This is a genomic window from Chitinophaga sp. NPDC101104, from assembly GCF_050277495.1.
In the GTDB taxonomy this organism is placed as follows: domain Bacteria; phylum Bacteroidota; class Bacteroidia; order Chitinophagales; family Chitinophagaceae; genus Chitinophaga.
This window is the reverse complement of the sequence record NZ_JBNNSF010000001.1, coordinates 2915715-2938273: the sequence shown is the minus strand read 5'-3', so window position 1 is coordinate 2938273 and position 22559 is coordinate 2915715. Positions and strand designations below refer to the sequence as shown.

At 56.0% G+C, this 22559-nt stretch carries 13 protein-coding genes and 1 tRNA gene; 6 read left to right on the top strand and 8 right to left on the bottom strand.

Features of this window, described 5'->3' with window-relative positions; all coding sequences use genetic code 11:
• Positions 1 to 104: 104 nt before the first annotated feature.
• The gene (locus ACQKLP_RS11785) at positions 105 to 260 is read left to right on the top strand and encodes a hypothetical protein (protein ID WP_427322946.1); all 156 of its coding nucleotides are present in this window, start codon (positions 105 to 107) and stop codon (positions 258 to 260) included.
• 53 nt (positions 261 to 313) lie between these two features.
• Positions 314 to 436 carry a hypothetical protein gene (locus tag ACQKLP_RS11780; RefSeq protein WP_262707042.1) on the top strand — a complete coding sequence of 41 codons (123 nt, stop codon included), beginning with the start codon at positions 314 to 316 and terminating at the stop codon, positions 434 to 436.
• 83 nt (positions 437 to 519) lie between these two features.
• Here the strand turns inward: ACQKLP_RS11780 and ACQKLP_RS11775 are convergent, their stop codons facing one another.
• The 8 genes from ACQKLP_RS11775 to ACQKLP_RS11740 form a co-directional block, all read right to left on the bottom strand.
• Complete coding sequence (locus tag ACQKLP_RS11775) at positions 520 to 2226, bottom strand: RagB/SusD family nutrient uptake outer membrane protein (protein WP_427322945.1); 1707 nt, start codon at positions 2224 to 2226, stop codon at positions 520 to 522.
• Positions 2227 to 2243: 17 nt separating this feature from the next.
• Positions 2244 to 5357 (bottom strand): SusC/RagA family TonB-linked outer membrane protein, encoded by a 3114-nt coding sequence (locus ACQKLP_RS11770; protein ID WP_427322944.1) that lies wholly within the window; start codon positions 5355 to 5357, stop codon positions 2244 to 2246.
• A gap of 515 nt (positions 5358 to 5872) precedes the next feature.
• Positions 5873 to 7489 (bottom strand): SusD/RagB family nutrient-binding outer membrane lipoprotein, encoded by a 1617-nt coding sequence (locus tag ACQKLP_RS11765; RefSeq protein WP_427322943.1) that lies wholly within the window; start codon positions 7487 to 7489, stop codon positions 5873 to 5875.
• An 18-nt stretch (positions 7490 to 7507) separates the two neighbouring features.
• Complete coding sequence (locus tag ACQKLP_RS11760; RefSeq protein WP_427322942.1) at positions 7508 to 11284, bottom strand: SusC/RagA family TonB-linked outer membrane protein; 3777 nt, start codon at positions 11282 to 11284, stop codon at positions 7508 to 7510.
• A gap of 144 nt (positions 11285 to 11428) precedes the next feature.
• Entirely contained in the window at positions 11429 to 12502 is a 1074-nt protein-coding gene (locus ACQKLP_RS11755; protein WP_427322941.1) for a FecR family protein, read from the bottom strand.
• Between the two features lie 67 nt (positions 12503 to 12569).
• The gene (locus tag ACQKLP_RS11750) at positions 12570 to 13133 is read right to left on the bottom strand and encodes an RNA polymerase sigma factor (RefSeq protein ID WP_427322940.1); all 564 of its coding nucleotides are present in this window, start codon (positions 13131 to 13133) and stop codon (positions 12570 to 12572) included.
• Positions 13134 to 13280: 147 nt separating this feature from the next.
• Positions 13281 to 13910: a response regulator transcription factor gene (locus tag ACQKLP_RS11745; RefSeq protein WP_240646501.1), complete on the bottom strand. Its 630-nt coding sequence runs from the start codon at positions 13908 to 13910 to the stop codon at positions 13281 to 13283.
• A gap of 84 nt (positions 13911 to 13994) precedes the next feature.
• The gene (locus tag ACQKLP_RS11740) at positions 13995 to 17120 is read right to left on the bottom strand and encodes a ligand-binding sensor domain-containing protein (protein ID WP_427322939.1); all 3126 of its coding nucleotides are present in this window, start codon (positions 17118 to 17120) and stop codon (positions 13995 to 13997) included.
• Positions 17121 to 17227: 107 nt separating this feature from the next.
• Between ACQKLP_RS11740 and ACQKLP_RS11735 the strand changes: the two genes are divergently transcribed.
• The 4 genes from ACQKLP_RS11735 (at position 17228) to ACQKLP_RS11720 (ending at position 22324) form a co-directional block, all read left to right on the top strand.
• Complete coding sequence (locus ACQKLP_RS11735; RefSeq protein WP_427322938.1) at positions 17228 to 18271, top strand: WD40/YVTN/BNR-like repeat-containing protein; 1044 nt, start codon at positions 17228 to 17230, stop codon at positions 18269 to 18271.
• 275 nt (positions 18272 to 18546) lie between these two features.
• The gene (locus ACQKLP_RS11730; RefSeq protein ID WP_427322937.1) at positions 18547 to 20940 is read left to right on the top strand and encodes a glycoside hydrolase family 31 protein; all 2394 of its coding nucleotides are present in this window, start codon (positions 18547 to 18549) and stop codon (positions 20938 to 20940) included.
• Between the two features lie 91 nt (positions 20941 to 21031).
• Complete coding sequence (locus ACQKLP_RS11725) at positions 21032 to 22249, top strand: sterol desaturase family protein (protein ID WP_427322936.1); 1218 nt, start codon at positions 21032 to 21034, stop codon at positions 22247 to 22249.
• Between the two features lie 7 nt (positions 22250 to 22256).
• A tRNA-Gly gene (locus tag ACQKLP_RS11720) sits at positions 22257 to 22324 on the top strand.
• Positions 22325 to 22559: the final 235 nt, after the last annotated feature.

The window sequence follows — 22559 nt, the reverse complement described above, 5'->3', positions numbered from 1 at the left end:
GTCAACAAAATTTCCATTCAAATAATATTTTATATAATTAAAATATCTATATTTACACCGGAATACGGCAAATCTATCCTGTCATTATTTAAATAGATATCCTGATGAAAACTGTATTTATTGGTATCGTCGTATCTGTTTTACTGATCGCCTTGATCGTAGTGCTACTTGTCAGACGTGAGCAGCGCGATATGCGCCGGTTGAAAGACACCTGCATCGGGTTCTCCAGGCACCTGGAATCCTGGCGGGCGATGTCCTGAAGCCATCTTCCCTTCGATTTTTCACCTTTCGTAAACTTATAATCCCTATACCTATGAAAACCGGTCTACTATTCAAACTCGCATGTCTATGCATCGCTTCCGTGGTATTACTGGCGCATTTCGCCCGTAAGTACATGCAGCGCGTCACTACGCAGAAAGTGCCCGCCACGCGCTGATCGCTTCACCACCCGAACCAAACGTAAAAAAATTGATCCGCCCGGAATCGGGCGGATCTTTTTTTTTGCTTTTTACAATGTAATCACAAATCTTCCCAGCCGGGATTCTGGGGATATTTCGGCCCGGTAGTAGTGGCGTCTATCTGCGCCTGCGGTATCGGCCTCAGCACGTGCCTCGGCTGAATGTTCTTTTGCCCGTCGGTATTGTGCAGCACGATCCTTTCCAGCAATTTGCCCGTACGCACGAGGTCGGGCCAGCGGGTGAGCTCGCCGCATAGCTCGCGGGAGCGCTCGTCGAGGATGAAATCGAGGTTCAGGTCCGCCAGCGTGATCTCCATGGCGGCGGCGTTCCCCGTCGGGAAGGCGGCCCTCCGGCGGATGGCGTTGATATATGGCAGCGCCTCTCCTGCCCTGCCGGCTTTCAGGAGCGCTTCCGCGGCAATGAGGTAGGTATCCGCGAGCCGGTATACGATCACGGAACGGATGGAAGGATAGTTCATATCCTGCCGTTTGGTGTCGTAATATTTCGTCATCGCCGGGCTCATGGAAGTGGAATATTTGCGCGGCGGAATGAGGGTATACGGCGCCGCCTTGATCTGCGCGTCGGTCACATCGTACCCCGGCATCCAGATCGCGGTATCGCCCACCCGGAATTTCGGTTGCCCCGAAACCGCGCCTGCAGGGGCTCCCGGGGGCAGCGGACTGGGCCATTTCGGCAGTTTCGCGCCGTTATTGCTGATCCACATGGTCTGGAAGGTTTTACGGTAACGGGTATCGTTCGTCCTTTCCCTGAAAACGGTATCGGTCAGCCAGCGGGTAGGCACCACGCGGATGTAGGGCCTCCCGTATTTGGTATCGCGCTGCATGCCGTCGAGGTCTTCGTATTTCGGCACCCAGAGGTGGTTCAGGATATTGTCGTGCCCGCTGCTGTTGTTGGGCCCGTTGTACGGGAGGTTCGCCGTGTGCTGGACGGTCCAGATCACTTCGCTGTTCGCCTCGTTCCCCTCCTTGAAAACATTCCCGAAATCTTCCTGCAGCGACAACCCGGCCTGGGGCGCCACGTCGTTGATGAGCTTCGTCGCCCATTCCGCCGCTTTCGTGAAATCGTCGGGCTTCGCGGCTTTGCTGTAGCCACGGGTGAGCAATACTTTCGACAACACGTGCATCGCCGCCGCCTTGTGCGCCTTACCGGGCAAAACCCCTTCTACGCCCGGCCCCGCTGGCAAAGTATTGATCGCTTCCGTGAGGTCGGCGACGATCAGGTCGTAGGCCGCTGATACAGGATGCCGGTCGGCACTGGTTTTGGGCAGGGTATTGAATTCGGTGGACACGGTCAGGTCGCCGAACTGCTGCACCAGCTGGAAGTAATAGTTCGCCCGGAGGAATTTCACTTCCGCCACCATCCGTTTCTTCTTTTCTGCGTCTATCCCTTTCACATTGGGCGCAGCGCTGATCACCCCGTTGCAGTTGTTGATATATTGATAGACGGGCCGCCACAGGTTGTTCATCGTTCCGGTGGATGGCGTGTAGCCGCTCGCGTATCGGTTCAGGTCGCTGCCGCCGTCTTTCCCGGAAATGAATTCATCCGTTCCCGGAACGGTCAGGAAGAAGAAGTCCATCGTCCCCCAAACCGTCCGTCCGCCCGCATAACAGGCGTCATACGTCAACTGGAAGCCCTGCGCGGTTTTCAGGAACTCCGGCGTAATGAGGGCATGCGGCTGTTCCTTCAGTTTATCTTTACATCCCGCAACGGCGATCGCCGCCGCGAGGATCATTGCATATTTTTTCATGGTTCGATTTTTTCAGGTTAGAAGGTTACGTTCACACCAAACACGGCAGACCAGACTGGCGGCGTATCCGCAGCGAGGTTCCCCGCCGTTTCCGGATCGAGGCCGCCGTATTTCTTCACGAAAGGCGAATACACGATGAACGGATCTTCCAGGGTGGAATAAATCCGCAGGTTCCCCAGCCCGATGCGCTTGAGCACCGCCGGCGAAAGCGTGTATCCAAGGCCGATACTGCGGATCTTCACGAACGACCCGTCGAAATAACTGAGCAGGCTTACGTTAGGCGCATTGGTATTGTTGGCGTTGGGCTTGGGATAGCGGGTTTCGCCGTTCTCCGGCGTCCAGTAATTCACGCGGAGGTTATTGTAATTGCTTTGATAGGTGTGAACGAAAGCGTTGCCGCTTTTGTGCAGGTTGCTGGAAATCATCCCGCCCATCCGCGCGAACGCGGAAACGGTCAGATCGAAACCCTTGAAGGTAAACCGGTTCGTCATCCCGCCCTGCCAGGTGGCCTGCGGGGAACCGATGAACGTACGGTCGTCGGAGTTCATTTTCTTATCGCCGTTGATGTCTTTATACCGGATATTCCCGATCACGGAACCGTTGCCCGTAAGCGTTTGCTTGTATTCGCGGGCCCAGGCGCTGTCTCCCGGTGTATTCTGCCAGATGCCGTCGAGCACGAGGTCGTAATACACGCCGATCGGCTGGCCAACGAAACGGCCGTTGGCGATGTCGTTGATCACGCCTTCCGAAAGTTCCACGATCTTGCCGCGGTTCATGAAGAAATTCATGTCGGTGCTCCAACCGAAATGGTCCCGCGAGCGCGCCACGATGTTCTGCGTGTTGAGCTGGATTTCCAGCCCTTTGTTTTCCGTTTTCCCAACGTTGAGCAAAATCGGTTCGGGAATGCCAGAAGTGGGCGGCAGGGTTTTAGGAAGCAGCAGGTCGCTCGTGTTTTGTTTGTAGACTTCCGCCGAGCCGCTGATCCGGTTGTTCCACAGCCCGAATTCCAGGCGGAGGTTCGTGGTGGCGGTATATTCCCAGGTGAGGTTGGGATTGGGGATCGTGTTGAGGTAGGCGCCGATGGCTGTCTGGTCTGGCCCATAATTGTAGCGCACGTCGCGGAGGCTGCCCAATGTCTGGTAAGGATCGATGGCCGTATTGCCCGTTCTGCCATAGGAAGCGATGAGGCGCAGCGCGTTGATCGTGGAATTGCCGCGCAGGAAGGCTTCGTTGGAGATGTTCCAGGCTGCGGAAGCGGACGGGAATATCTGGAAATGGTTCCCCGGCGCCAGTCTCGACGAGCCGTCGGACCGCATGGTCAGCGTCAGCAGGTAACGGTTGTCGTACCCGTAATTGACGCGCCCCATATACGAAATGATGCTCCATTGCTCCTGTTCGCCCGTTCCCGTGTGGTTTTGCGCGAACTGAGGCGCGAAATACTCGAGGAAATCGCCCGGCACGTTGTTGTTGGAAAAATCGTTCCGCTGATAGTTGGACTGCTGGTAGCTGTATACCGCCGTGGCATGCAGGCGGTGCTTCTGCGCGAAGGTTTTTTCGTAAGTGAAAATGTTCTCGAGCGTATAGTTGGTAGACAGCCGGTTCTGGTTCGTTGACCGCGATAAAGCCCCCAGGTTATAAGTGGTATTGCTGGCCGAGAAGCTGCCATAAAGGTCGGACCGGATTTCCGCGCCGGCATTGAACCGGTATTTGAGGCCGGGAATGAATTCGTAGTCGAGGAACAGGTTGGTGAAGGTGCCGAAGCGCTTGCGGCGTTCCGCTACCGCGTTCGGGATTTCGTTGGCGAGCGGGTTCCACACCTGGTTGGCGTTGCCGATCACGAAGCCCACGAGCGCACCGGTGGAGTCGTACGGCGATGCGAGCGGATTGGCGCGGAGCGCCTGGCTCATGGGGTTGTTGCTTTCGCCCATGGTCACGCTGTAGTTGTTGAGCGAGCTGATCCCGAGCTTGAGCTTGTTGCTGAAAGCATGGTCGATGGTAGCTTTGAGCGAATACCGCTCGAACGATTGGCCGTAATAGATCCCCGTTTCGCGGAAATACGCGCCGGAAAGGGCGTACTGGGTGGATTCGCTGCCGCCGCTGATGCCGATCTGGTGGTCGGTAGTGGTGCCGGTGTGATAGATGAGATCTTGCCAGTCGGTACCTTTTCCCGCTTTGTAATTATCGATTTCCGTGGGCGTGAATTCTTCGCCCGCCTGGTTCAGGCGCGGATCGTCGATGCCGGTATAAGCGCCCGGGGTGCTGATGGCGCCCCAGTACTTCGCCCATTGTTTGAACCGGAAGAACTCCTCCCCGTTCATCACCGGGAATTTCCCGCGGGGCTTCACGATGCCGGCATACCCGTTGTAGGTGACGCGCGCCTTGCCGGATTTACCGCGGCGGGTGGAGATGAGGATCACGCCGTTGGCGCCGCGGGAACCGTAGATCGCCGTGGCGGAGGCGTCTTTCAGCACTTCGACGGACACTACATCGTCCTGGTTCAGGTCGTTGATATTGCCGTTGTATGGAATCCCGTCTACTACGAACAGCGGATCGTTGGAGGCGTTGAGCGACCGGTTGCCGCGGATGAGGATGCGCGGGGCGGCACCGGGCTTACTGTTGCCGCCGCCTTTCTGGATATCGACGCCGGCGGCCTGTCCTTGCAGTGCGGCGCTGATATTGTTGACAGGCGTTTGCTTGAGGGTTTGTTCGTTGATGGAAACGATGGAACCGGTAACATCCGATTTCTTCTGTTTACCATATCCCACCACGATCACTTCGTTGAGATCGCCTTTGTCGGCAGACAGGGTGATGCGGAGGTTTTCCGGCGCCGAGGTACCGATGTTCACCTCCTGTGTTACGAAACCGACATAGGAAATGCGCAATATGCTGTTTTCCGGCACGCGGATGGAAAAGGAGCCGTCTTCCTTCGTGGCCACGCCTTCCGACGATCCGCGAACGCCCACCGCTGCGCCGGGCAGCCCCACGCCCTGCTGGTTGGCGACAAGGCCTTTGACGGTAATGCTGCGCTGCTGGGCTTCCGTCAGCAACGGCAGCAGCATGAGGAACAGGCCGGCCACGATCGCGCCGAAACGCTGGCGCCCGATCGATGGCGGCATGAAGAACATTTTCATACATGGAATTTTTAAAAACTGGAAATAATGGGAAGGAAAGCGCCCTGCGGGCAAAAGAAGGTTTGCCGGAGCTGCGGGGCTCCTGCATCTGCGGCGTGGAAAGCTGATATGTGCATAATAGGTCATACAGTCATAGCGTTAGGCGCATGCGTGTACCGCATGGCATTACGTGTGAACTGCAGACGTGCCGCTGCGTGCCGCCGGAACTGAGCGGGCAAACAGGCTTGCCCTCCCGGGGGAGCGGTTTCGTGGAAGCGGATGTTACGATGGGAAAAATGGCATCGTTCTCATCCCGTGGAATCTTTTCTGTAGCCGGATTTCACCTTTTTCAGTGCAATCGTTTGCATATAACCGGCAAAAATAAAGCGTGAATTATACGCTTTATCAATACTAATATCGTAAAAATTTCATTTCCCTGTTAGCGGTTTCGCATCTTTTTTCCGCCAGACAGGAAAAAAGGCCGCCTGCAAATGCAGACGGCCTGTCAGTGCTCCATATTCGACCGGGTTGCTCAATTAAGGCATCCAGTAGATTTTTTGCAATACCTGCTGGCCAGGGCTCGCACCGCCGGTAGCCGCCTGCCAGTTTTCGTGGTTATTGATATTTTCATCGTCCGGGTAAGGCAATTTGTTCACCACACTCGGCGCATAATTCGGGTCTTTGGGCGTGAGGCCGGTCCTCCTTACGATGGCCCAGGCTTCCCAGGGCTGGAACAGCGTGGCCAGCCATGCCTGCGTGGCGATCTTGCGCAATGCGTCGGCATCGTTCGCCCCGTTGTACAGTACTTTCGGGTTGGTCAGGAACGCCGTCATCTGCAGGGCGGTCGGCGCAGCGGGCTTGGTGCCCCAGAACGGGGAATTGTTCGCATAACCGTACCAGAATGCTACGGACGAGCGCAGCCCGGCTTCGTACTCCGCTTTCGCTTTCACGATATCCTTCGCAACGCCCATCCCGCGCTGATAAATTTCCGCTTTCAGCAAATGGACGTCGGCTTCGGTAATGATGAGGATCGGCTGATAAACACGGTCTGCCGCCATGTACAGGTTCACGCAGGAGAATTTATTGGCGATGTCCGTACCGATAGGCCGGCGCACCGTCATCCCTCCTTCATACGGCCTTCCGCCTTCGGGCTGCGACCCGTCTTGCGGCTGCGGCGCCCATTTGTCGCGGTTGCTCGTCATATAGAACACCTTGCAGCGCGGGTCGAAAATACCGGCCCCGCTGGAATCGTTGCTGGACGACATCTGCTGCCACACGTTACTGCTCATCCGCATGTTGGAGATAGACAGTTCGGCGTAGGAATTCCATTTGGAATCGAGCGCGGCGAAGGTGCCGGCGTTGGAGAAGTTATTGGGCCAGAGGCCGAAATTGTCTTTCCAGATATCGCTGGCCGCTACGTTCTGGTTATTGGGCAAGGGCTTGTTGCCGCCGATGATATCCGTAATGATCTGGCTGGACAGTGCGTTCTCTTTATTATACAACCGCACTGCGTACCGGAGGCGAAGGGCGTTGCCGAACTTGCGCCAGGCGTCGATGTCGTTTTTCAGGAAGCTTTCCGACGCACCGATGCTGGTTTGGCCGGCAGCGGTAGTCAGCCCGTCCGTAGCGGTTTTCAGATCGGCCAGCACGCTTTTGTAAATATCCGCCTGCTTATCGTACGGCACGCGGAAGAAGGCCGGCCCGTCTGCCGCGCTCACGGCTTTGCTATAGGGAATATCCCCGTAATAATCGACCATCCGCAGCGTACGGGAAGCCAGCAGAATGGTGGCCATATAGCGCACGTTCGAGAAAGAAGCGGCATCGGGCTGCTGATCAATGAGCCGGATGAGCGCGCGGTAGTTGTGCAGCGCGGGATAATAGTTCCCCCAGAAACCGCCGGCGTAGTTCACGTACGGCGCGAGGGTATTCTGATAAGCCTGTTGATTGGTGATGGGATACAGGAGGCTCACGTTGAGCGCATCGTCGCCATATTTGGTGAACGATTCTACCAGTCCGTTATACAACCCTGGGATATTGATCCTGCTTTCGTCTGCGTCGCTGTAAGGTCTGTTCAGATCTTCGAACCCCTTCCTGCAAGAACCGCCCCCGATCAGGAGCCCGCAGGCCAGCAAACTGTATATGATGCTTTTCATGTGCTTTTCGTTTTGAGATTAGAGGGATGCTTTCACGGTGAAACCGAAGGAGCGGATCCGCGGCATGGAAGAATATTCGATACCCTGCTGGTTCCCGATACCGTTCACGCCTTCGGGATTCAGTCCTTTCGGAATGGTGGTGAAAATGTAGAACAGGTCGCGGCCGATGAGCGACACGCTCAATCCCTGGAGTACTTTGGTTTTCCGTACCACGTTGTAGGGCAGCTGATACGTCAGCGCCGCTTCACGCAGCTTCATCCACGAATTCTCGAACACGGATGCGGAACGCGGCACGCCGAGGTGGTTCCAGGAAGTGTAGGTCATAAGGTAATACCAGGGAGCTGCCACCACATCGGTGTTCTGTTTCCCGTCTGCGAACACCCCGTCGAAAACGATACCGGTGTTGGACTGCGTACCGTCGGGGTATACCAGCGCCGCACCGCCGCCATTGCGCTCTTTCACGGTTTCCTGCAGCAGGCCGTTGCCCATGGCTGCGGCGTAGGTGCCGAAGTAAGTATCGCCACCGATCTTCGCGTCGGCCAGCACGTACAGAGAGAAGTCTTTATACCGGAACGTGTTGGAAATACCGCCGGTCAGTTTCGGGGTCACATCGCCGATGGGCACTTCGGAAGGCGTCAGCACCCATTGCGTGCCGGCATAGTAGGTAGTGCCGTTCACCGTGTAGGTCAAGGGCAGCTGCGATTGAGGGTTCACGGCCCTTTTCAGCACTTTCTTGCCGTTCAGGTAAGTGAAATCCTTGCCATAGAGCGTACCATAGCTTTCGCCTACTTTCAGGCGGGTGGAAACACCGCTGCCGCCGAAGAAGTTACCGATGCCGAGGTTATCCACCCCTTCATCCAGCGCCAGCACTTTATTGGTGTTATGCGCTGCGTTCAGGCCGATCGTCCAGGAGAAATCCTTCGTGCGGACGGGTGTTGCGTTGATCACCAGTTCCAGCCCCTTGTTGCCCAGCGACCCGCGGTTCAGCACCACGGAAGTAAAGCCGGCAGATTGCGGCAATGTACCGTCCAGGATCTGGTCGTACGTTTTCATCGTGTAACCCGTCAATTCCACGTTGAGCCTGTTGTCGAGGAATCCCAGTTGCAGGCCCAGTTCGAACTGGCGGCTGCGTTGGGGCTTCACGTCGGGGAGCTTCAGCGCGTTCTGGAACGTCTGGGAAGCCTGTCCGTTGATATTGTTTACGGTCAGCAGATTATGGATGCTGAAAGGCGTGGTGCCGCTGCCCGTTTCCGCGTAGGAAAGGCTCACCTTGCCGAAGCTCAGCCAGGGCATCGCCTCGCGTACGGCCGGAATGCCGTCGGAGAATACATAGCTGAGGTTGGCGGAAGGATAGAAATAGGAGTTGAATTCCCTGGCGAGGGTCGACGACCAGTCGTTACGCGCCGTGATCTGCAAATAGAGATAGTTGCGGAACGACAGATCGAGGAACCCGAAGGTGGAGTTGATCTTCTGCTGGTAGCGGATTTCGCCCGGCGCGTCGGGCACTTCGGAACCGTTTTTCAGCGCGAACACGAACGGACTGAGCAGCAAACCTTTGGTGGATGCGCTCACCGTATAATCTTTCCGGTAGAATTGCTCCACACCACCCGTCAGGCTGGCGTTGAAATCCCCGTTACCCAGCCCTTCTTTATGAATGCGGGCCATGGCAGTAAGGTTGCGGCTGAGGTTCTGGGAATTGGCTTCGCGATAGGCGCCGTCCGTTCCCTGTATATTTTTCGGGTACTCGCGGATCTCGGTTGCGTCGTTGGAATTATCGATGCTACCCTGGCCGGTAAGCGTCAGCCAGTCGGTGAGGTTGGCCGTGAGGCGGATACCGCCCAGCAGCTGGTTGCGGCGAAGCTCGGTGTTGTTCTTTTCGATGTTCCACCAGGCGTTCGTCATGTAGGAATAGTAAGGATAAGCGGGCGATCCGGCGGGGAAGTTGCTGGAGTTGCCCACGTCCCTGCGCGCGCCCTGCGGCGTGAAGTTGTTCATCTTGTCCACATCGGGCCGGTAATCGCGCGTGGCGGCGTAGCTCATCCCTGCGAGGTAGTTGCCGGAACCGATCGGCGGCGTATTCAAACGGTAGTAGCTGATATAGCTGGCGGTCACATCCGCCGTCAATATCTTGCTCACCTTGATGCTGGAACCGAGGTTGAACGTATTCGTATTGTATTTGGAATTGGGGATGTTGGCCTTGCTGTCGTCGCGCGTGTAGGAAATGCGGACGGTGCCGTATTCGCCTCCGCCGGAAAGCGAAACGTTATGCTGGTTTACATTCCCGTCGGGGAAGAACGCCTTCCAGTTGTCGGGCTGCGCGGAATACGGGCGCTCAACGCCATCGTACCAGAGGATGGGCTGGTTGTCGAACTTCGGGCCCCAGGAAAGGCCGCTGGGGAAGGAAAAGAGGTCCCAGGCCTGGGTGCTGTTGTTATAGGGCAGCATGCCGTATGCGCCGGTTTTGTAGTCGCCTGCCGCATAGCTGCCGGTGTAGGTACCGATCTGGTAGCGTTTGCCGGCGCCGTTCACGGGGAACTGTTTCTGCTGGTCGGCCGTCCACAGCGAGCCTACGAGCCCAGAACCGAAGTCGTTCTGGAAATCGAGGTATTCATAGACCTGTGTTTTACGGGCGGAGTACGAATATTCCACGCCGAGCCCTTTGCGCTGCGTGCCTTTCTTGCGCGTTACCATCACCACGCCGTTGCCGCCGCGGGAACCGTAGAGCGCCGAAGCGGCGGGGCCTTTGAGCACGGTCACGCTTTCGATGTCTTCCGGGTTGATGAAGTTCAGGCCGGTGCCCCAGTCGTTATAACCGGAGATGTCCGCTCCCTTGTTCAGCCCGAGCGCGCCGCCGCCGTTGTTGAGGCCGTTGTTGTTGATGGGATCGTTGTTGATGGGGACGCCGTCTACCACCACCATGGCGCGGTTATCGCCGGTGAGCGTGGTATTGCCGCGCACCACCACGCGGGAGGAACCGCCTTCCACACCGCCGGAGGCGTTGCTGATCTGGAGGCCGGCCACCTTGCCCATGAGGCCCTGTGCGATCGTAGGCGCCTGTGCGATAGTGATCTCGTTGCCTTTCACGTTCTGCACGGCATAACCGAGGGAACGGGGAGATCGTTTCACGCCCAGGGCCGTTACCACCACTTCACCGAGCCCTTTTTCATCTGTCTCCAGCGAAATGTTATAACTGTTTTCCCCCGAAACGGTCACTTCCTTCGACTTGAAGCCGATGGCCGAGAACACGAGCACGTCGCCCTCGTTGGCATCTACTTCGAAGCGGCCTTCTCCGTTGCTGGAAGTGCCTTTGGTGCTGCCTTTGACCATCACCGTTACGCCGGGGATGGCGGCATTGGTTACCGCATCGCGGACAACGCCGCTGATTTTCTTGAAAGCCATCGCGGCGATGGCTTCGTCCATTTCTTCCATACCGCCGGCCATCGCGCCGATCCGCTGGCGCTTCAGAACGATCTGGCTGCCGATGGCTTCGTAATTGATATTATAGGGCTGGAACAGCTCGTCGAACACTTTCGACAGGGCTTCGTCTTTCGCCCGTAAAGTCACTTTTTCTTTCTCCGGGATCGTGTTGCGGGTATAGGAGAATTTCACGTCGGCCTTGCGGCTGATCTTCTCCAGCACGCCCCTGAAGGCTTCGTGCTCGATAGACAGGGTGAGCTTTCTGTCTAGCACGCCCTGTTCCGCATTTGCACGGGCCCCGGCCGGCAAAGCGGTGGTGAGGGCCAGCATGCCGTACAGGCACGCGCGCATCCTCGATGTGGAATAGCTCTTCTTCATAACATTAAACGATTTAGCAATTAATTTAAAGGCAAACGCCGTCGCTGCGGGGGATTGGCCGCAGGGCACAGATAGTCCGGACTGCTCCGGTCAGTCTCATGCGTTCATTTTGGTTGTCTGAGTTTAGTTTTTAATTAATCTATTTCATTGTTCATTCTGGCACCCATTTCCTTCTACACGGATGCCGTAAGTACTCATAGTGTACGATGCGTCGATAGTCCTGGTAATGACTTTCAATATTTCCTCAAGGCTTTCATTTCCAAGCGTCAGCGTGATATAACAGTTCTTAAACGTGTCTGCGTCGAATGTGATGGGGATGGCGTAATGCGTCTCGAGTGCGCGGAGCACTTCAGCCACGGGCGCTTCCTCGAACACCAGGGTTTTCAGTTTGGCCAGTTCCGCTTCCTGGACGAAGTTGCCGCCGAAATCTTCGGTCACCAGCTCCTGCAGCGCGGCTTCGTAGCGGCACAACTGCCGCGGCATCACGATGCTCGCCGCCCGCTGCTCCAGGTCCTGGCCTTTCAGGTAAACAGACACCTTGCCGGTGCTCACCGCCACGGACTCCTCCGCACCGGAAGCCTTCACCCGGAAGCTGGTGCCCAGCACCTTCACGACCATCTTGTCGGTATATATATAAAACGGTTGCTGCGGATTGGGGACTACGTCGAAAAAAGCTTCTCCCGTCAATTTCACTTCGCGCTTACTGCCGTCCATCAACAGGTTGTACGCGATACGGGCGCCTTTGCCCAGTACAACCCTCGATCCATCGGGCAGAAAAAGCGCCTGGCTGCCGGAGTTGCCGTTGAACCGTACCACTTCGGGCGAGCGCCCTTCTGCCACGGTTGCCACTTCTCCCCTTTTCGTTTCTCCGCGGAAAAGCATCCATCCGCCGGCTGCCAGCAGCAATGCAATGGCCGCCGCAACGGCGGTCCAGCGGAGGGGGCGCATGCGATGCCGTTCCCTTTCGCCGATGCCTTCCCGTATCTTCCCGAAAAGCGCGTCCACTTCGCCGGCCGGCATTTCTTCTCCCCCGTATTCCTCTTCCATCCCGATCTCCAGCACCATTGCGCGGGCGCAAGCGGCCAGTTCGGCGTTCTCTTCGCGCTCGGCAGACCAGGCCTCCCAGTACGACGCGTACCTGCTTCCCGGGTTAAGGACCCAGTCCACAAAGCGGTTGTCGAGCAACAGCGATTCCAGTTTGTCTTCGGATGATGGCATGCGGAGCGTGTATATCCTGTAATGGACGATTTATTAGCGGGATACTCACTTTGCGGGAATTATTTTTTCAGCGGCGGGGCGCCTTCACCGAAAACCCCTTCCGCAGGGCTTTCAGCGCGCGCTGAACGAGGTTGAGGACCGATTGGTAGTTCATATCCATCATCTCGGCGATGTTTTCGTAAGACACGTTATGGTAAAAACGGAGGTGGATGGCTTCCTGCTGGCGGCGGGGCAGCTCGTCGAGCAGGTGGCGGAGGGTTTCGCGGTTGTGGGTTTCCGTTTCCCGCGCCACGATCTCCAGTTCCACATACCCGGAAAGGAGCTCGCCGGCAGCAAGGTTCAGCTCGCCGTTGCGGACGAACGATTGCTTCGACAGGGATTTGGACAATTTATTGCGCAGCGCGCGGAGCAGATAATATTTGGGATAAGGCGTATCGGAAAGGTGCTGGCGGTTTTTCCAGGTTTCTTCGAACAGGTCCTGGATGCAATCCTGTACCAGGGCGGGATCATCGGTGATTTTGAGGCCGTAGCGCATCATGGGCTGGACGTGCGCGCGATACAGGCGCTCGAACGCGGAGAGGTCGCCGCTTTTCATCCGGATCCAATCCATATCGTGGTCAAATGCGCTCAAACAGAGAGGGAAATTGAAGATGAATGTAGGACAAAACGGGAATCTTTCCTAATAGGATCGTGCCGAAGCGGGATACTTTTATGAGCAGGATAAGAAAAAGGGCCCCCTGTGCCGGGAGGCCCTGTCAAAAATGGCAATAGTCAACCTTTAACGGTTAAAATATTTGTTGACCGCGTCCGTCCGGCTGCGCACGTGCAGCTTTTCATATATATTATGGACGTGGCGGCGTACGGTTTCGATACTGATGAACAGGTTGCCGGCGATTTCCTTGTAGAGGAAACCTTTGGACAGCTGGTCGAGGATTTCTTTTTCGCGGGAAGTCAGTGCTTCGAGGGCCGGGTTCGGCTTGGCCTGTTTCTGGAAGTAGGCCACTACCCTTCTGGCGATCTGCGAGCTCATGGGCGATCCGCCTTCATGAAGGTCACGGATGGCGTCGAGCAATTCGCCGGGAGATGTCTTTTTCAGGATATAACCGCTGGCACCTGCTTCCAGGGCCATAAAGATCTTGTCGTCATCTTCATAGACCGTCAGCATCATGAACTGCATGTCGGGGAATTCCCCCTTCAAACGTGCGATGCATTCTATACCGTTCATTCCCGGCAGATTAAAGTCCATCAACACCACATTGGGTAACAACTGAGGAATCTTTTCAAGCGCATTTTCTGCATTGTTGAAAGCTCCAATGCACGCATATCCCTCAGAACCATTGATTAACAACTCCATGGCTTGCCTGATATCGTGATTGTCTTCAACAATAGCCACAGAGATGATATCCATGCTATTTTGTAGCTTTTTTTTCGAATATACCATCATTTCAATTTAAAGTCATAACACCAAGATGTTATAAAAAGTAAATGTAGATTAATTTAATGGTATATCTAAGAAAACTGTCGTCCCGTTCTGTGAAATGATGTCGGCCTGCCCGCCCACCTGCTGCATCCGCTTCTCGATGTTTTTCAGTCCGTTGCCGAACAGGCGTACCTTTTCGGGGTCAAATCCTTTCCCGTTGTCTTTGATCATGATCGTCATATTTTTGAACACTTTCACTTCGATGATCACTTCCGTGGCCTGCGAATGCTTCACGACGTTGTGCAGCGATTCCTTGACGGCCAGGTAGATATGCCGGCGGGTGCCTCCGTTCAGTTTAACGTTGGGAATGCTTTCAGGGATGATGAAATGGTGCTGGATATGTGCATGCTCCAGGAAATCAGCCGCAAAGCTCCGCATGTACGCGATGAGGTTGGCCAGCGAATCGTTCGAGGAACTCATGGCCCAGATGATCTCGCTCATCTTGTCCACCAGCTCGCCCGCCGCTTCGGAAATCCTTTCGATTTCCTTCGTTTGCCCGGAATCCTTGATCTTCCGCTTCGCGATCTCGCTCAGCAGCCTGATGGTCGACAGGCCGGAACCCAGATCGTCGTGCATATCGCTCGAAATGCGCGCCCGCTCCTGGTCTACCGCCTGTTCCTTCTCCAGCTTCAGTTTCTCGTTCCGGATCTTGTAGTCAAGATACAGCGCGGAGAAATAATATGCTATACCTAATATGAGTAACAATAACAGGAACCGGAACCAGAGCGACTGCCAGAACGGGATTTTGATGACGATCTGCAGCGTGGTGGGCTCCGTATTCCAGACTTCGTCGTTGTTGCAGGCTTTTACCTTGAACAGGTACGTGCCGGGCGCGAGGTTTGTATACCGCGCCATATTCTGGTTGCCGGCCATGAGCCAGTCTTCGTCCGCCCCCTCCAGCATGTACTGCACCTTGTTTTTCAAAGGATTGGTAAATTCCAGCGGCACATACTCGATGGCGATGGTATTTTGGTTGTAGGGCAGCTCCACCCGTTGCAGCAGCGATATCGCCGTGTCCGATATGAATGGCTTGTCGAGCACCTCCAGCCGCTTGATGATCACTTTCGGCATCCAGGGATTATTGCGGAAGTTGCGGGGATAGAAACCCGTCACCCCGCGGATACCGCCGAAGAACAGTTCGCCGTCCATCGATTTGAAATACGCGCCGGTATTGAACTCGTTGCTTTGCAACCCGTCTTCGAAATTGAACGTCACGAGGTTATCGCCATTCTGGCGAATGTGGGTAAGGCCGCGGTTGTGGCTGATCCACATATTGTCCTTATCGTCCAGCAACACGGCGTACACGTAATCGCTCACCATGCCCGCGTAGTCGTAACTGTTATAGTGCTTCAGTTTGCGGTTGGCTTCGTCCAGCACCAGCAATCCCTTGTTGGTGGCCAGCAGCAGCTGTTTATGCGCATTCTTGTTGATGGATTTGATTTCCACGTCTTTGACCCATAGCGGGATCTGCTCCCATTTCGAGCCTTCCGATTTCCGGCAATAGACGGAAGCTTTGGTGCCCACGTACTGGTTGCCCCAGAAATCCTCGAAAAAGCAGGTCAGTTGCTCGTTATCGAACCGGTGAACGATGGCGGGCGTGAGCCCGTTATCCGCGCTGCTGAATTTCAGCAGGTATTCCCCGTAATTGAAATACGTTTCCCCGTTCGGCCGCTTGTTCACGAAGGGATAGATGACCAGCTGCTGTGGCAGGCCCAGCGCCTGCACTTTACCGGTCAGGTCCTGGAACCGTTCGGATTTAATGTCGAACAGCCCGATGTGCCCCCGCACGAAATGGAACCACAGGCTTTCGTAATCTTCCCGGCAGATGGCGTGGAGGTTGTTGGCCGGGAAGCGCCCGGGCGTCAGTTCGTTGGAAATCCGTTTGAGGTATTTACCGCCTTTCTCGTAAATATCCAGCCCGTCCTGCAGCAAACCTACGTACAACCGCCCGTCGTCGTGCTTGTATACGGCTTTGACGATATTGTGCGAAATCCGCGGGGAACGGTAAAGACTGAACACCTTCTTGTTCGGCGCATATTTTTTCAATCCGTCGCCATCCGTACCGATCCACATGTTATTGCCGCGATCGCGGTACAGCGCCGTGATCTTGTTGAACGAATTGGTTTCGAAGGCGTTGAAACTGGTGATGTGATTGATGACCTCGTGATTGGCGATACTGTAAACCAGCACGCCGTTGTTCCCGCCGATCCAGGCGTTGCCGCGCTCGTCGAGCTCGATGACGTTCGGGGTGAAAGGTTCCTGGAGCTCGTTGTAAATGGAAAACTTCGTATCGGAGTAGCGGTTGCGTTTGGTGTCGAAGATCGTGATATGCCCGTTGCTGGCCACGAGCAGGGAATCAGCGCTCAGAGCGCGGATAACGGGCTTTCCGATGAGCGTGGGCAGGCAGAAGGTGGTGAGCCGGGCGGTATGCACGTCCATCCGGTACAACTGCTCGTTCTCGAAACAGATCCAGATGTAATTATCCTGCATGATCACCGTCTGCGGGATTTTATTTTCCCGCGCATAGGCCGGCGGGTAAAGGATAATCTTCTTCAGCTCGAACGTTTCGCTGTCGAGCTGGTAGAGCCCTTTCGCGGGCCGCCAGACCCACAGCGACTGTGTGGCCGCGTCTTCGCCGAGGATTTTGAACTTGGGCAGGAAGTCGCGCTCGGATTCGTTGACGTAGATGCTGTCGGCGAACACGAGGCGGAAAGTGCCTTTATAGCTATCGTAATAGCTGATCCCGGCGTTGTGGGCAACGAACAGCTGGTTGTCGTGATCGAGGTAGAACAGGTGATTGCGGGTACCGTGCAGCCCGAAGCTCTTTATCACGGCCCGGCCGAGCTGTGCGGCGGAGTTGTAGACCACGCGCTCGTTGGCTTTGTCTGCCCGGCCCTGAGCGGGATTGGTACGGAATTCGTTGAACACGTAGCCGTCGAACCGGTTGACGCCGTCGAACGTCGAGATCCAGAGAAACCCTTCCGGGCCCTGGATGATGCTGCCGATACTGTTCTGCGACAGCCCGTTATCCACGCTGTATGCGTCGAAATTATAACTGCGCTCCTGTGCGGAGGCAGTTGCCGGGCATGACAGGAACAAGCAAAGGATAAGGATGCTTGTCTGGTAAAATGATCGCATCGTGCAGTTGAATATGTCTTAGGAGGTTTGCAAATATATAATTCTCGTCTACACTTTGTAACGAATTTGCATTTTTCTTCATTATTATTGCCGAAAACGAAGCGCGTATGAAATTCAGACTGTTGATGGTGATGACCGTGATCGCTTGCCGGCCTGCGCTGGGGCAGACGGCCCCCATCGCCCCCAAACCCGCCCCGAAGCCCGACCCTGCGATCCAGGAGCTGGTGAATGCCCCGATCGGGAGCATCCGGGGGTTGAGCGTGGTGAACGACAGCGTGGTATGGGTTTCCGGCACCCAGGGCAAGGCGGGCCGTACGACGGACGGCGGTAAAACCTGGACCTGGATCACCGTTCCCGGCTGCGATTCCGTCGATTTCCGGGACGTGGAAGGTTTTTCCGGCGAAAGGGCGCTGCTCATGGGGATCGCGTCTCCCGGGCGGGTGATGCTCACCGAAGACGGCGGCAAGAACTGGGAACAGGTCTATTACAACAGCGATTCCGCAGTGTTCCTCGATGCCATGGACTTCTGGGGAGATAAGAAGGGCTTCATCGCGGGAGACCCGCTGGGCGGCAGCTTCAAAGGGCTCATTACGCCCGACGGGGGTAAAACCTGGTACAACCTGCCCATGCCCAAAGCGGATTCAGCCGAAGCGATTTTCGCGGCGAGCGGCACCACGTTGCGGGCGCTGCCCGGCGGACAGGTGGCTTTCGCTACCGGCGGGAGCCGCAGCCGGTTTTACCGGCTCAAGGGGCGGACCTGGCAGGTTTCCGAATGGGCGGCCACGCAGGGGCAGGCATCCACCGGTATATTTTCATTCGCATTCCTTACTGATAAACAAGGCATTGCAGTGGGCGGCGATTACGTCAAACCGGAAATCGTACAAGGAAATTGCCTCATCACGGCCGATGGCGGGCTCAACTGGGCACTGCCCAAAACGCCGCCGCGCGGGTACCGTTCCGCCGTGGAATACGTCGATAAGCACATCGTGATCTGTACCGGGCCTACGGGGACGGACTGGTCGGCCGACGGCGGAATGACCTGGCAGGCACTCCCGGGCGAGGGATTCCACGCCGTGCGCAGGGCCAAAAGCGGGAAAGCGGTGTACCTGGCCGGCTCGAAAGGGCGGATCGCCGTGGTAAGGGGAATGTGACCGAATGCAAAGGGCGCCCTGGAAAGGACGCCCGTTACAATACGCTTATTGTATCACAACCGGAACAATAGGTTAAAGCAAAAAGTACATTTACTACAAGTTAAACCTTCTCACTGCAATATTTTCGGACAATCTCGCCAACACAGTTATTTTTTTTGTAAAAGCCGGAAATGCCCCGTTAAATGCAGGGAAAAAGTAATTTTTAATTAATTTAGATGGAATACGGCCCCTTGAAAGGCCGTGACATTTATCAGTAAAAGAAACAGATCGGCACGATGCAAGTGGCAACATCTTCGGGTAAATACTCGGTCAAACACTACCCAGACAATATTCAATCCTGGAAAAAGGAAGGCAACTATTTCTACTTCTATACCTCTGCAACCATCCTGGAAATCAGGGTGATATCCGACAAGATCGTCCGGTTCAGGTATGCTGCCGACGGGCAGTTCCAGCGGGATTTCTCCTACGCCCTGAGCGATAAACTGGAAGAATCCCCCGAAAATTTCGATATCCGGGAATGGCAGGAGTCCTTCGAAATATTCACCACCGCCATCCGCGTCTACGTGGCCCGCGAAAACCTCCGGATCACCATCACCGACATCGACGGGCGGATCATCAACCAGGACGAAACGGGCTTCCACTGGCAATACTACCTCCAGAAAGGTGGCAAGATCGTGTACTGTACCAAACTTATCCAGGAAGGCGAGGCTTTTTATGGCCTGGGCGACAAGCCCACCGACCTGAACCTCCGCGGCAAGCGCGTGGAGAATTTCGGGACGGATGCGTACGGATATGCGAAAGATACCGATCCCCTTTACCGGAACATCCCTTTTTATTACGGCCTGCACAACGGCATCGGGTACGGATTGTTCTTCGACAATACTTTCCGCACCCTGTTCGATTTCGGCAGCGAGCGCGAAGATGCGTCCAGCTTCTGGGCGCGCGGCGGGGAAATGAACTATTACTTCATTTACGGCCCCGAACTGCTGAAAGTCGCCGAATCCTATGCCCGGATCACTGGAACGGCCGAATTGCCGCCCCTCTGGGCCCTCGGGTACCATCAGTGCCGCTGGAGCTACTTCCCCGACACCCGGGTTCGCGAAATCGCCAAAGAATTCCGTGACCGCGGCATCCCCTGCGACGCGCTCTATCTCGATATCGATTATATGGACGGCTTCCGCTGCTTCACCTGGAGCAAGGAAGGCTTCCCCGACCCGAAAAAACTGCTCAAGGAACTGGCTGACGGCGGGTTCAAGACCGTGGTCATCATCGACCCCGGGATCAAGGTAGACCCGGATTATTCCGTGTACCAGGAGCTCGTGCAGAAAGGGTACGCCTGCAAACGGGCAGACGGCGCGCTCATGGAAGGCGACGTATGGCCCGGCAAATGCGCGTTCCCCGATTTCACCGATCCGAAAGTGCGCGATTGGTGGGCGGGGCTGTTCAAGGATTTGACGGATTTCGGCGTCAGGGGCGTGTGGAACGATATGAACGAACCGGCGGTGTTCGAACTGGGGACCTTCCCTGAAGACGTGCGCCACGATTACGACGGAGAGAACGTGAGCCACCGCAAGGCGCACAATGTGTACGGCCACCTCATGAGCAAGGCTACCGCAGCGGGCTTGAAGAAACACCTCATGCCGAGGCGCCCCTTCGTCATCACCCGGTCCGCCTATTCCGGTACACAGCGCTGGAGCAGCGTTTGGACGGGCGACAATATGAGCACCTGGGAACATCTCTGGCTTGCTTCCGTGCAATGCCAGCGGCTGTCCGTTTCCGGGCTGAGCTTTGCCGGCAGCGATATCGGCGGTTTCATCGGCGAGCCCAGCGGCGAGCTCTATACCCGCTGGATCCAGCTGGGCGCGTTCCATCCCCTCATGCGGACCCACTCGGCCAGCAACGAAACCGGGTTTGACCAGGAGCCCTGGAGCTTCGGGCCGGAATATGAAGCGGTGATCAAATCGTTCATCCAGCTCCGTTACCGCCTCCTCCCCTACATCTACACCACTTTCTGGCAATATGCAGCGTATGGCACGCCCATGCTGCGGCCCCTCGCTTTCGTAGCGCAAAACGATGCCCATACGCACGACCTGAACCATGAGTTCATGCTGGGCGACAGCATCCTCATCAGCCACGTCAGCGAGCCCGGCATGCAGGAAAAGTCGGTTTACCTGCCCGAAGGCACCTGGTATTACTATTTTAACGACCAGCGCCATACCGGCGGCCAGACCGTTACCGTTCCCACCCCCATTTCTGAAATGCCCATTTTCGTGAAAGGCGGCGCCGTGGTGCCCCAATACCCCGATATGGAATGGGTGGGCCAGCGCAAGGTGGAAGAGATGATCCTGCAGGTGTATTACGGCGAAGGCATCACCCACAGCATCCTGTACGAAGATGCCGGCGATCATTACGCTTACAAGACAGGGCAATATAACCTCGTGCGCTTCAAGCAGGTATCCGAAGAAAAACAGTTCCGGCTGAAAAAGAAATTCGTGGGCAAGTTCGAAGCGGATTACACGCATCACCGCCTCCGCATCCATGGACTGCCCTTCCGGCCCACTACCTGCGTGGTGGATGGCCAGGTGATGGACATTCCGCAGGATGCGCTGCAGGCATCCGTGATCGAGATCCGGCTGGCCCGCAACTTCGAAGAGATCGTTCTCAAATAATAGCAAAGCGAAACGGATTTTGCCGTTTCGCTTTTTTACCGTTTATTTGTCTACTGTTCTTATAGACCAACCATACTAACTAGTAGACCTTATGCAACATCTGAACTGGATCGCCCTGTCCATCGTCGGGTTCCTGCTTTTCATCGGGCTGGAATACCTCGTTTCCCGGCGCACGGGACGCAATTATTTCCATTTCGCGGAATCCGTGGCCAACCTGAATACCGGGATCGCGGAGCGGCTGCTGGACGTGTTCGTGACCGGATTGTTCTACTTCTTTTTCGATTTCATCTACCGGAATTTTGCGATCTGGGACATCCGGCCGGCCTGGTATACCTGGGCGCTGCTGTTCATCGCTACCGACTTCGTCTGGTATTGGTACCATCGTTTGGCGCACGAGGTGAACATCCTCTGGGCGGCGCATGTGGTGCATCATCAGAGCGAAGATTTCAATTACACGGTTTCCGCGCGGATAACGGTTTTCCAGTCGGCCGCGCGCTCCCTGTTCTGGGCGGTGCTCCCGCTGGCGGGCTTCCCTCCTGCCATGATCACGGCATTGCTGCTTGTGCACGGATTATACCCGTTTTTCATCCATACGCGCACGATCGGTAAGCTTGGCTGGCTGGAGTACATCCTGGTGACGCCAAGCCACCATCGCGTGCATCACTCGTCCAACGCCGCATATCTCGACAAAAACTACGGCGACGTTCTCATCATCTGGGACAAAATGTTCGGAACGTTCGTGGCCGAAAAAGCAGACGAGCCCTGCGTCTACGGCCTCACCAAGCCGCTGGGCAGCTACAGCTTCCTGTGGCAGCAATTCCATTTCATGCTGGAGCTGGGCACGGCTTTCGTGCGGGCGCGTGGCTGGAAGGAAAGATGGAAAGTGATTTTCGGCAAGCCGGACGACATCGATCCCGGCATCCGCGGCGAGCTGGAGGAACGATGGCTGCGCAAATCGCATACCCGCGAACAGACGCGCGGTCAGCGGGTTTACATCGTCATCCAAACCATCGTGAGTATCGGCATCCTATTTATCGTCATGCTCCTGGAAGCCTGGGTGCCGGCGGGCCTTGCGGTGTTCGCGGTGCTCTTTGTGCTGCTGAGCCTCGTCAACACCGGTGCTATCCTCGAACAGAAAAAATGGTTCTTTTACCTCGAATATGCCCGCGTGATGCTGGTGGCCATCGCCTGCCTGTTTTACTTCAGGCATTTGTATGTGTATGTGAGCATTGTATCGGCCGCCGCGCTCATCACCTTCTATTTCTCGCGTATCCGGGAATCCGTGCAACGCTGGTTGTTTCAACCGTAAAGATTTTGCCGCGTGGCCGAGTGGACAGGCAGAGGCTTCCCGCCTTCTACGATGGTTCGATTCCATCCGCGGCTTCAAATTTCAGGATTTTGCCTTGCAGGCCGGTGCGACGGAAATGATTCGCTTCCCGCCTTCTACGATGGTTCGATTCCATCCGCGGCTTCAATTTTCAGGATTTTGCAATGCAGCCGGTGTAGCGGCAATGATTCGCTTCCCGCCTTCTACGATGGTTCGATTCCATCCGCGGCTTCAATTTTTATGATTTTGCCTTGCAGGCCGGTGCGGCGGCAATGATTCGCTGCCCGCCTTC

Bases quoted from the DNA above. Each gene is read 5' to 3' on its own strand.
- ACQKLP_RS11740 (WP_427322939.1), bottom strand. From the start codon at position 17,120: ATGCGATCATTTTACCAGACAAGCATCCTTATCCTTTGCTTGTTCCTG.
- ACQKLP_RS11735 (WP_427322938.1), top strand. From the start codon at position 17,228: ATGAAATTCAGACTGTTGATGGTGATGACCGTGATCGCTTGCCGGCCT.
- ACQKLP_RS11765 (WP_427322943.1), bottom strand. From the start codon at position 7,489: ATGAAAAGCATCATATACAGTTTGCTGGCCTGCGGGCTCCTGATCGGG.
- ACQKLP_RS11755 (WP_427322941.1), bottom strand. From the start codon at position 12,502: ATGCCATCATCCGAAGACAAACTGGAATCGCTGTTGCTCGACAACCGC.
- ACQKLP_RS11760 (WP_427322942.1), bottom strand. From the start codon at position 11,284: ATGAAGAAGAGCTATTCCACATCGAGGATGCGCGCGTGCCTGTACGGC.
- ACQKLP_RS11775 (WP_427322945.1), bottom strand. From the start codon at position 2,226: ATGAAAAAATATGCAATGATCCTCGCGGCGGCGATCGCCGTTGCGGGA.
- ACQKLP_RS11785 (WP_427322946.1), top strand. From the start codon at position 105: ATGAAAACTGTATTTATTGGTATCGTCGTATCTGTTTTACTGATCGCC.
- ACQKLP_RS11730 (WP_427322937.1), top strand. From the start codon at position 18,547: ATGCAAGTGGCAACATCTTCGGGTAAATACTCGGTCAAACACTACCCA.
- ACQKLP_RS11725 (WP_427322936.1), top strand. From the start codon at position 21,032: ATGCAACATCTGAACTGGATCGCCCTGTCCATCGTCGGGTTCCTGCTT.
- ACQKLP_RS11745 (WP_240646501.1), bottom strand. From the start codon at position 13,910: ATGGATATCATCTCTGTGGCTATTGTTGAAGACAATCACGATATCAGG.
- ACQKLP_RS11770 (WP_427322944.1), bottom strand. From the start codon at position 5,357: ATGAAAATGTTCTTCATGCCGCCATCGATCGGGCGCCAGCGTTTCGGC.
- ACQKLP_RS11780 (WP_262707042.1), top strand. From the start codon at position 314: ATGAAAACCGGTCTACTATTCAAACTCGCATGTCTATGCATCGCTTCC.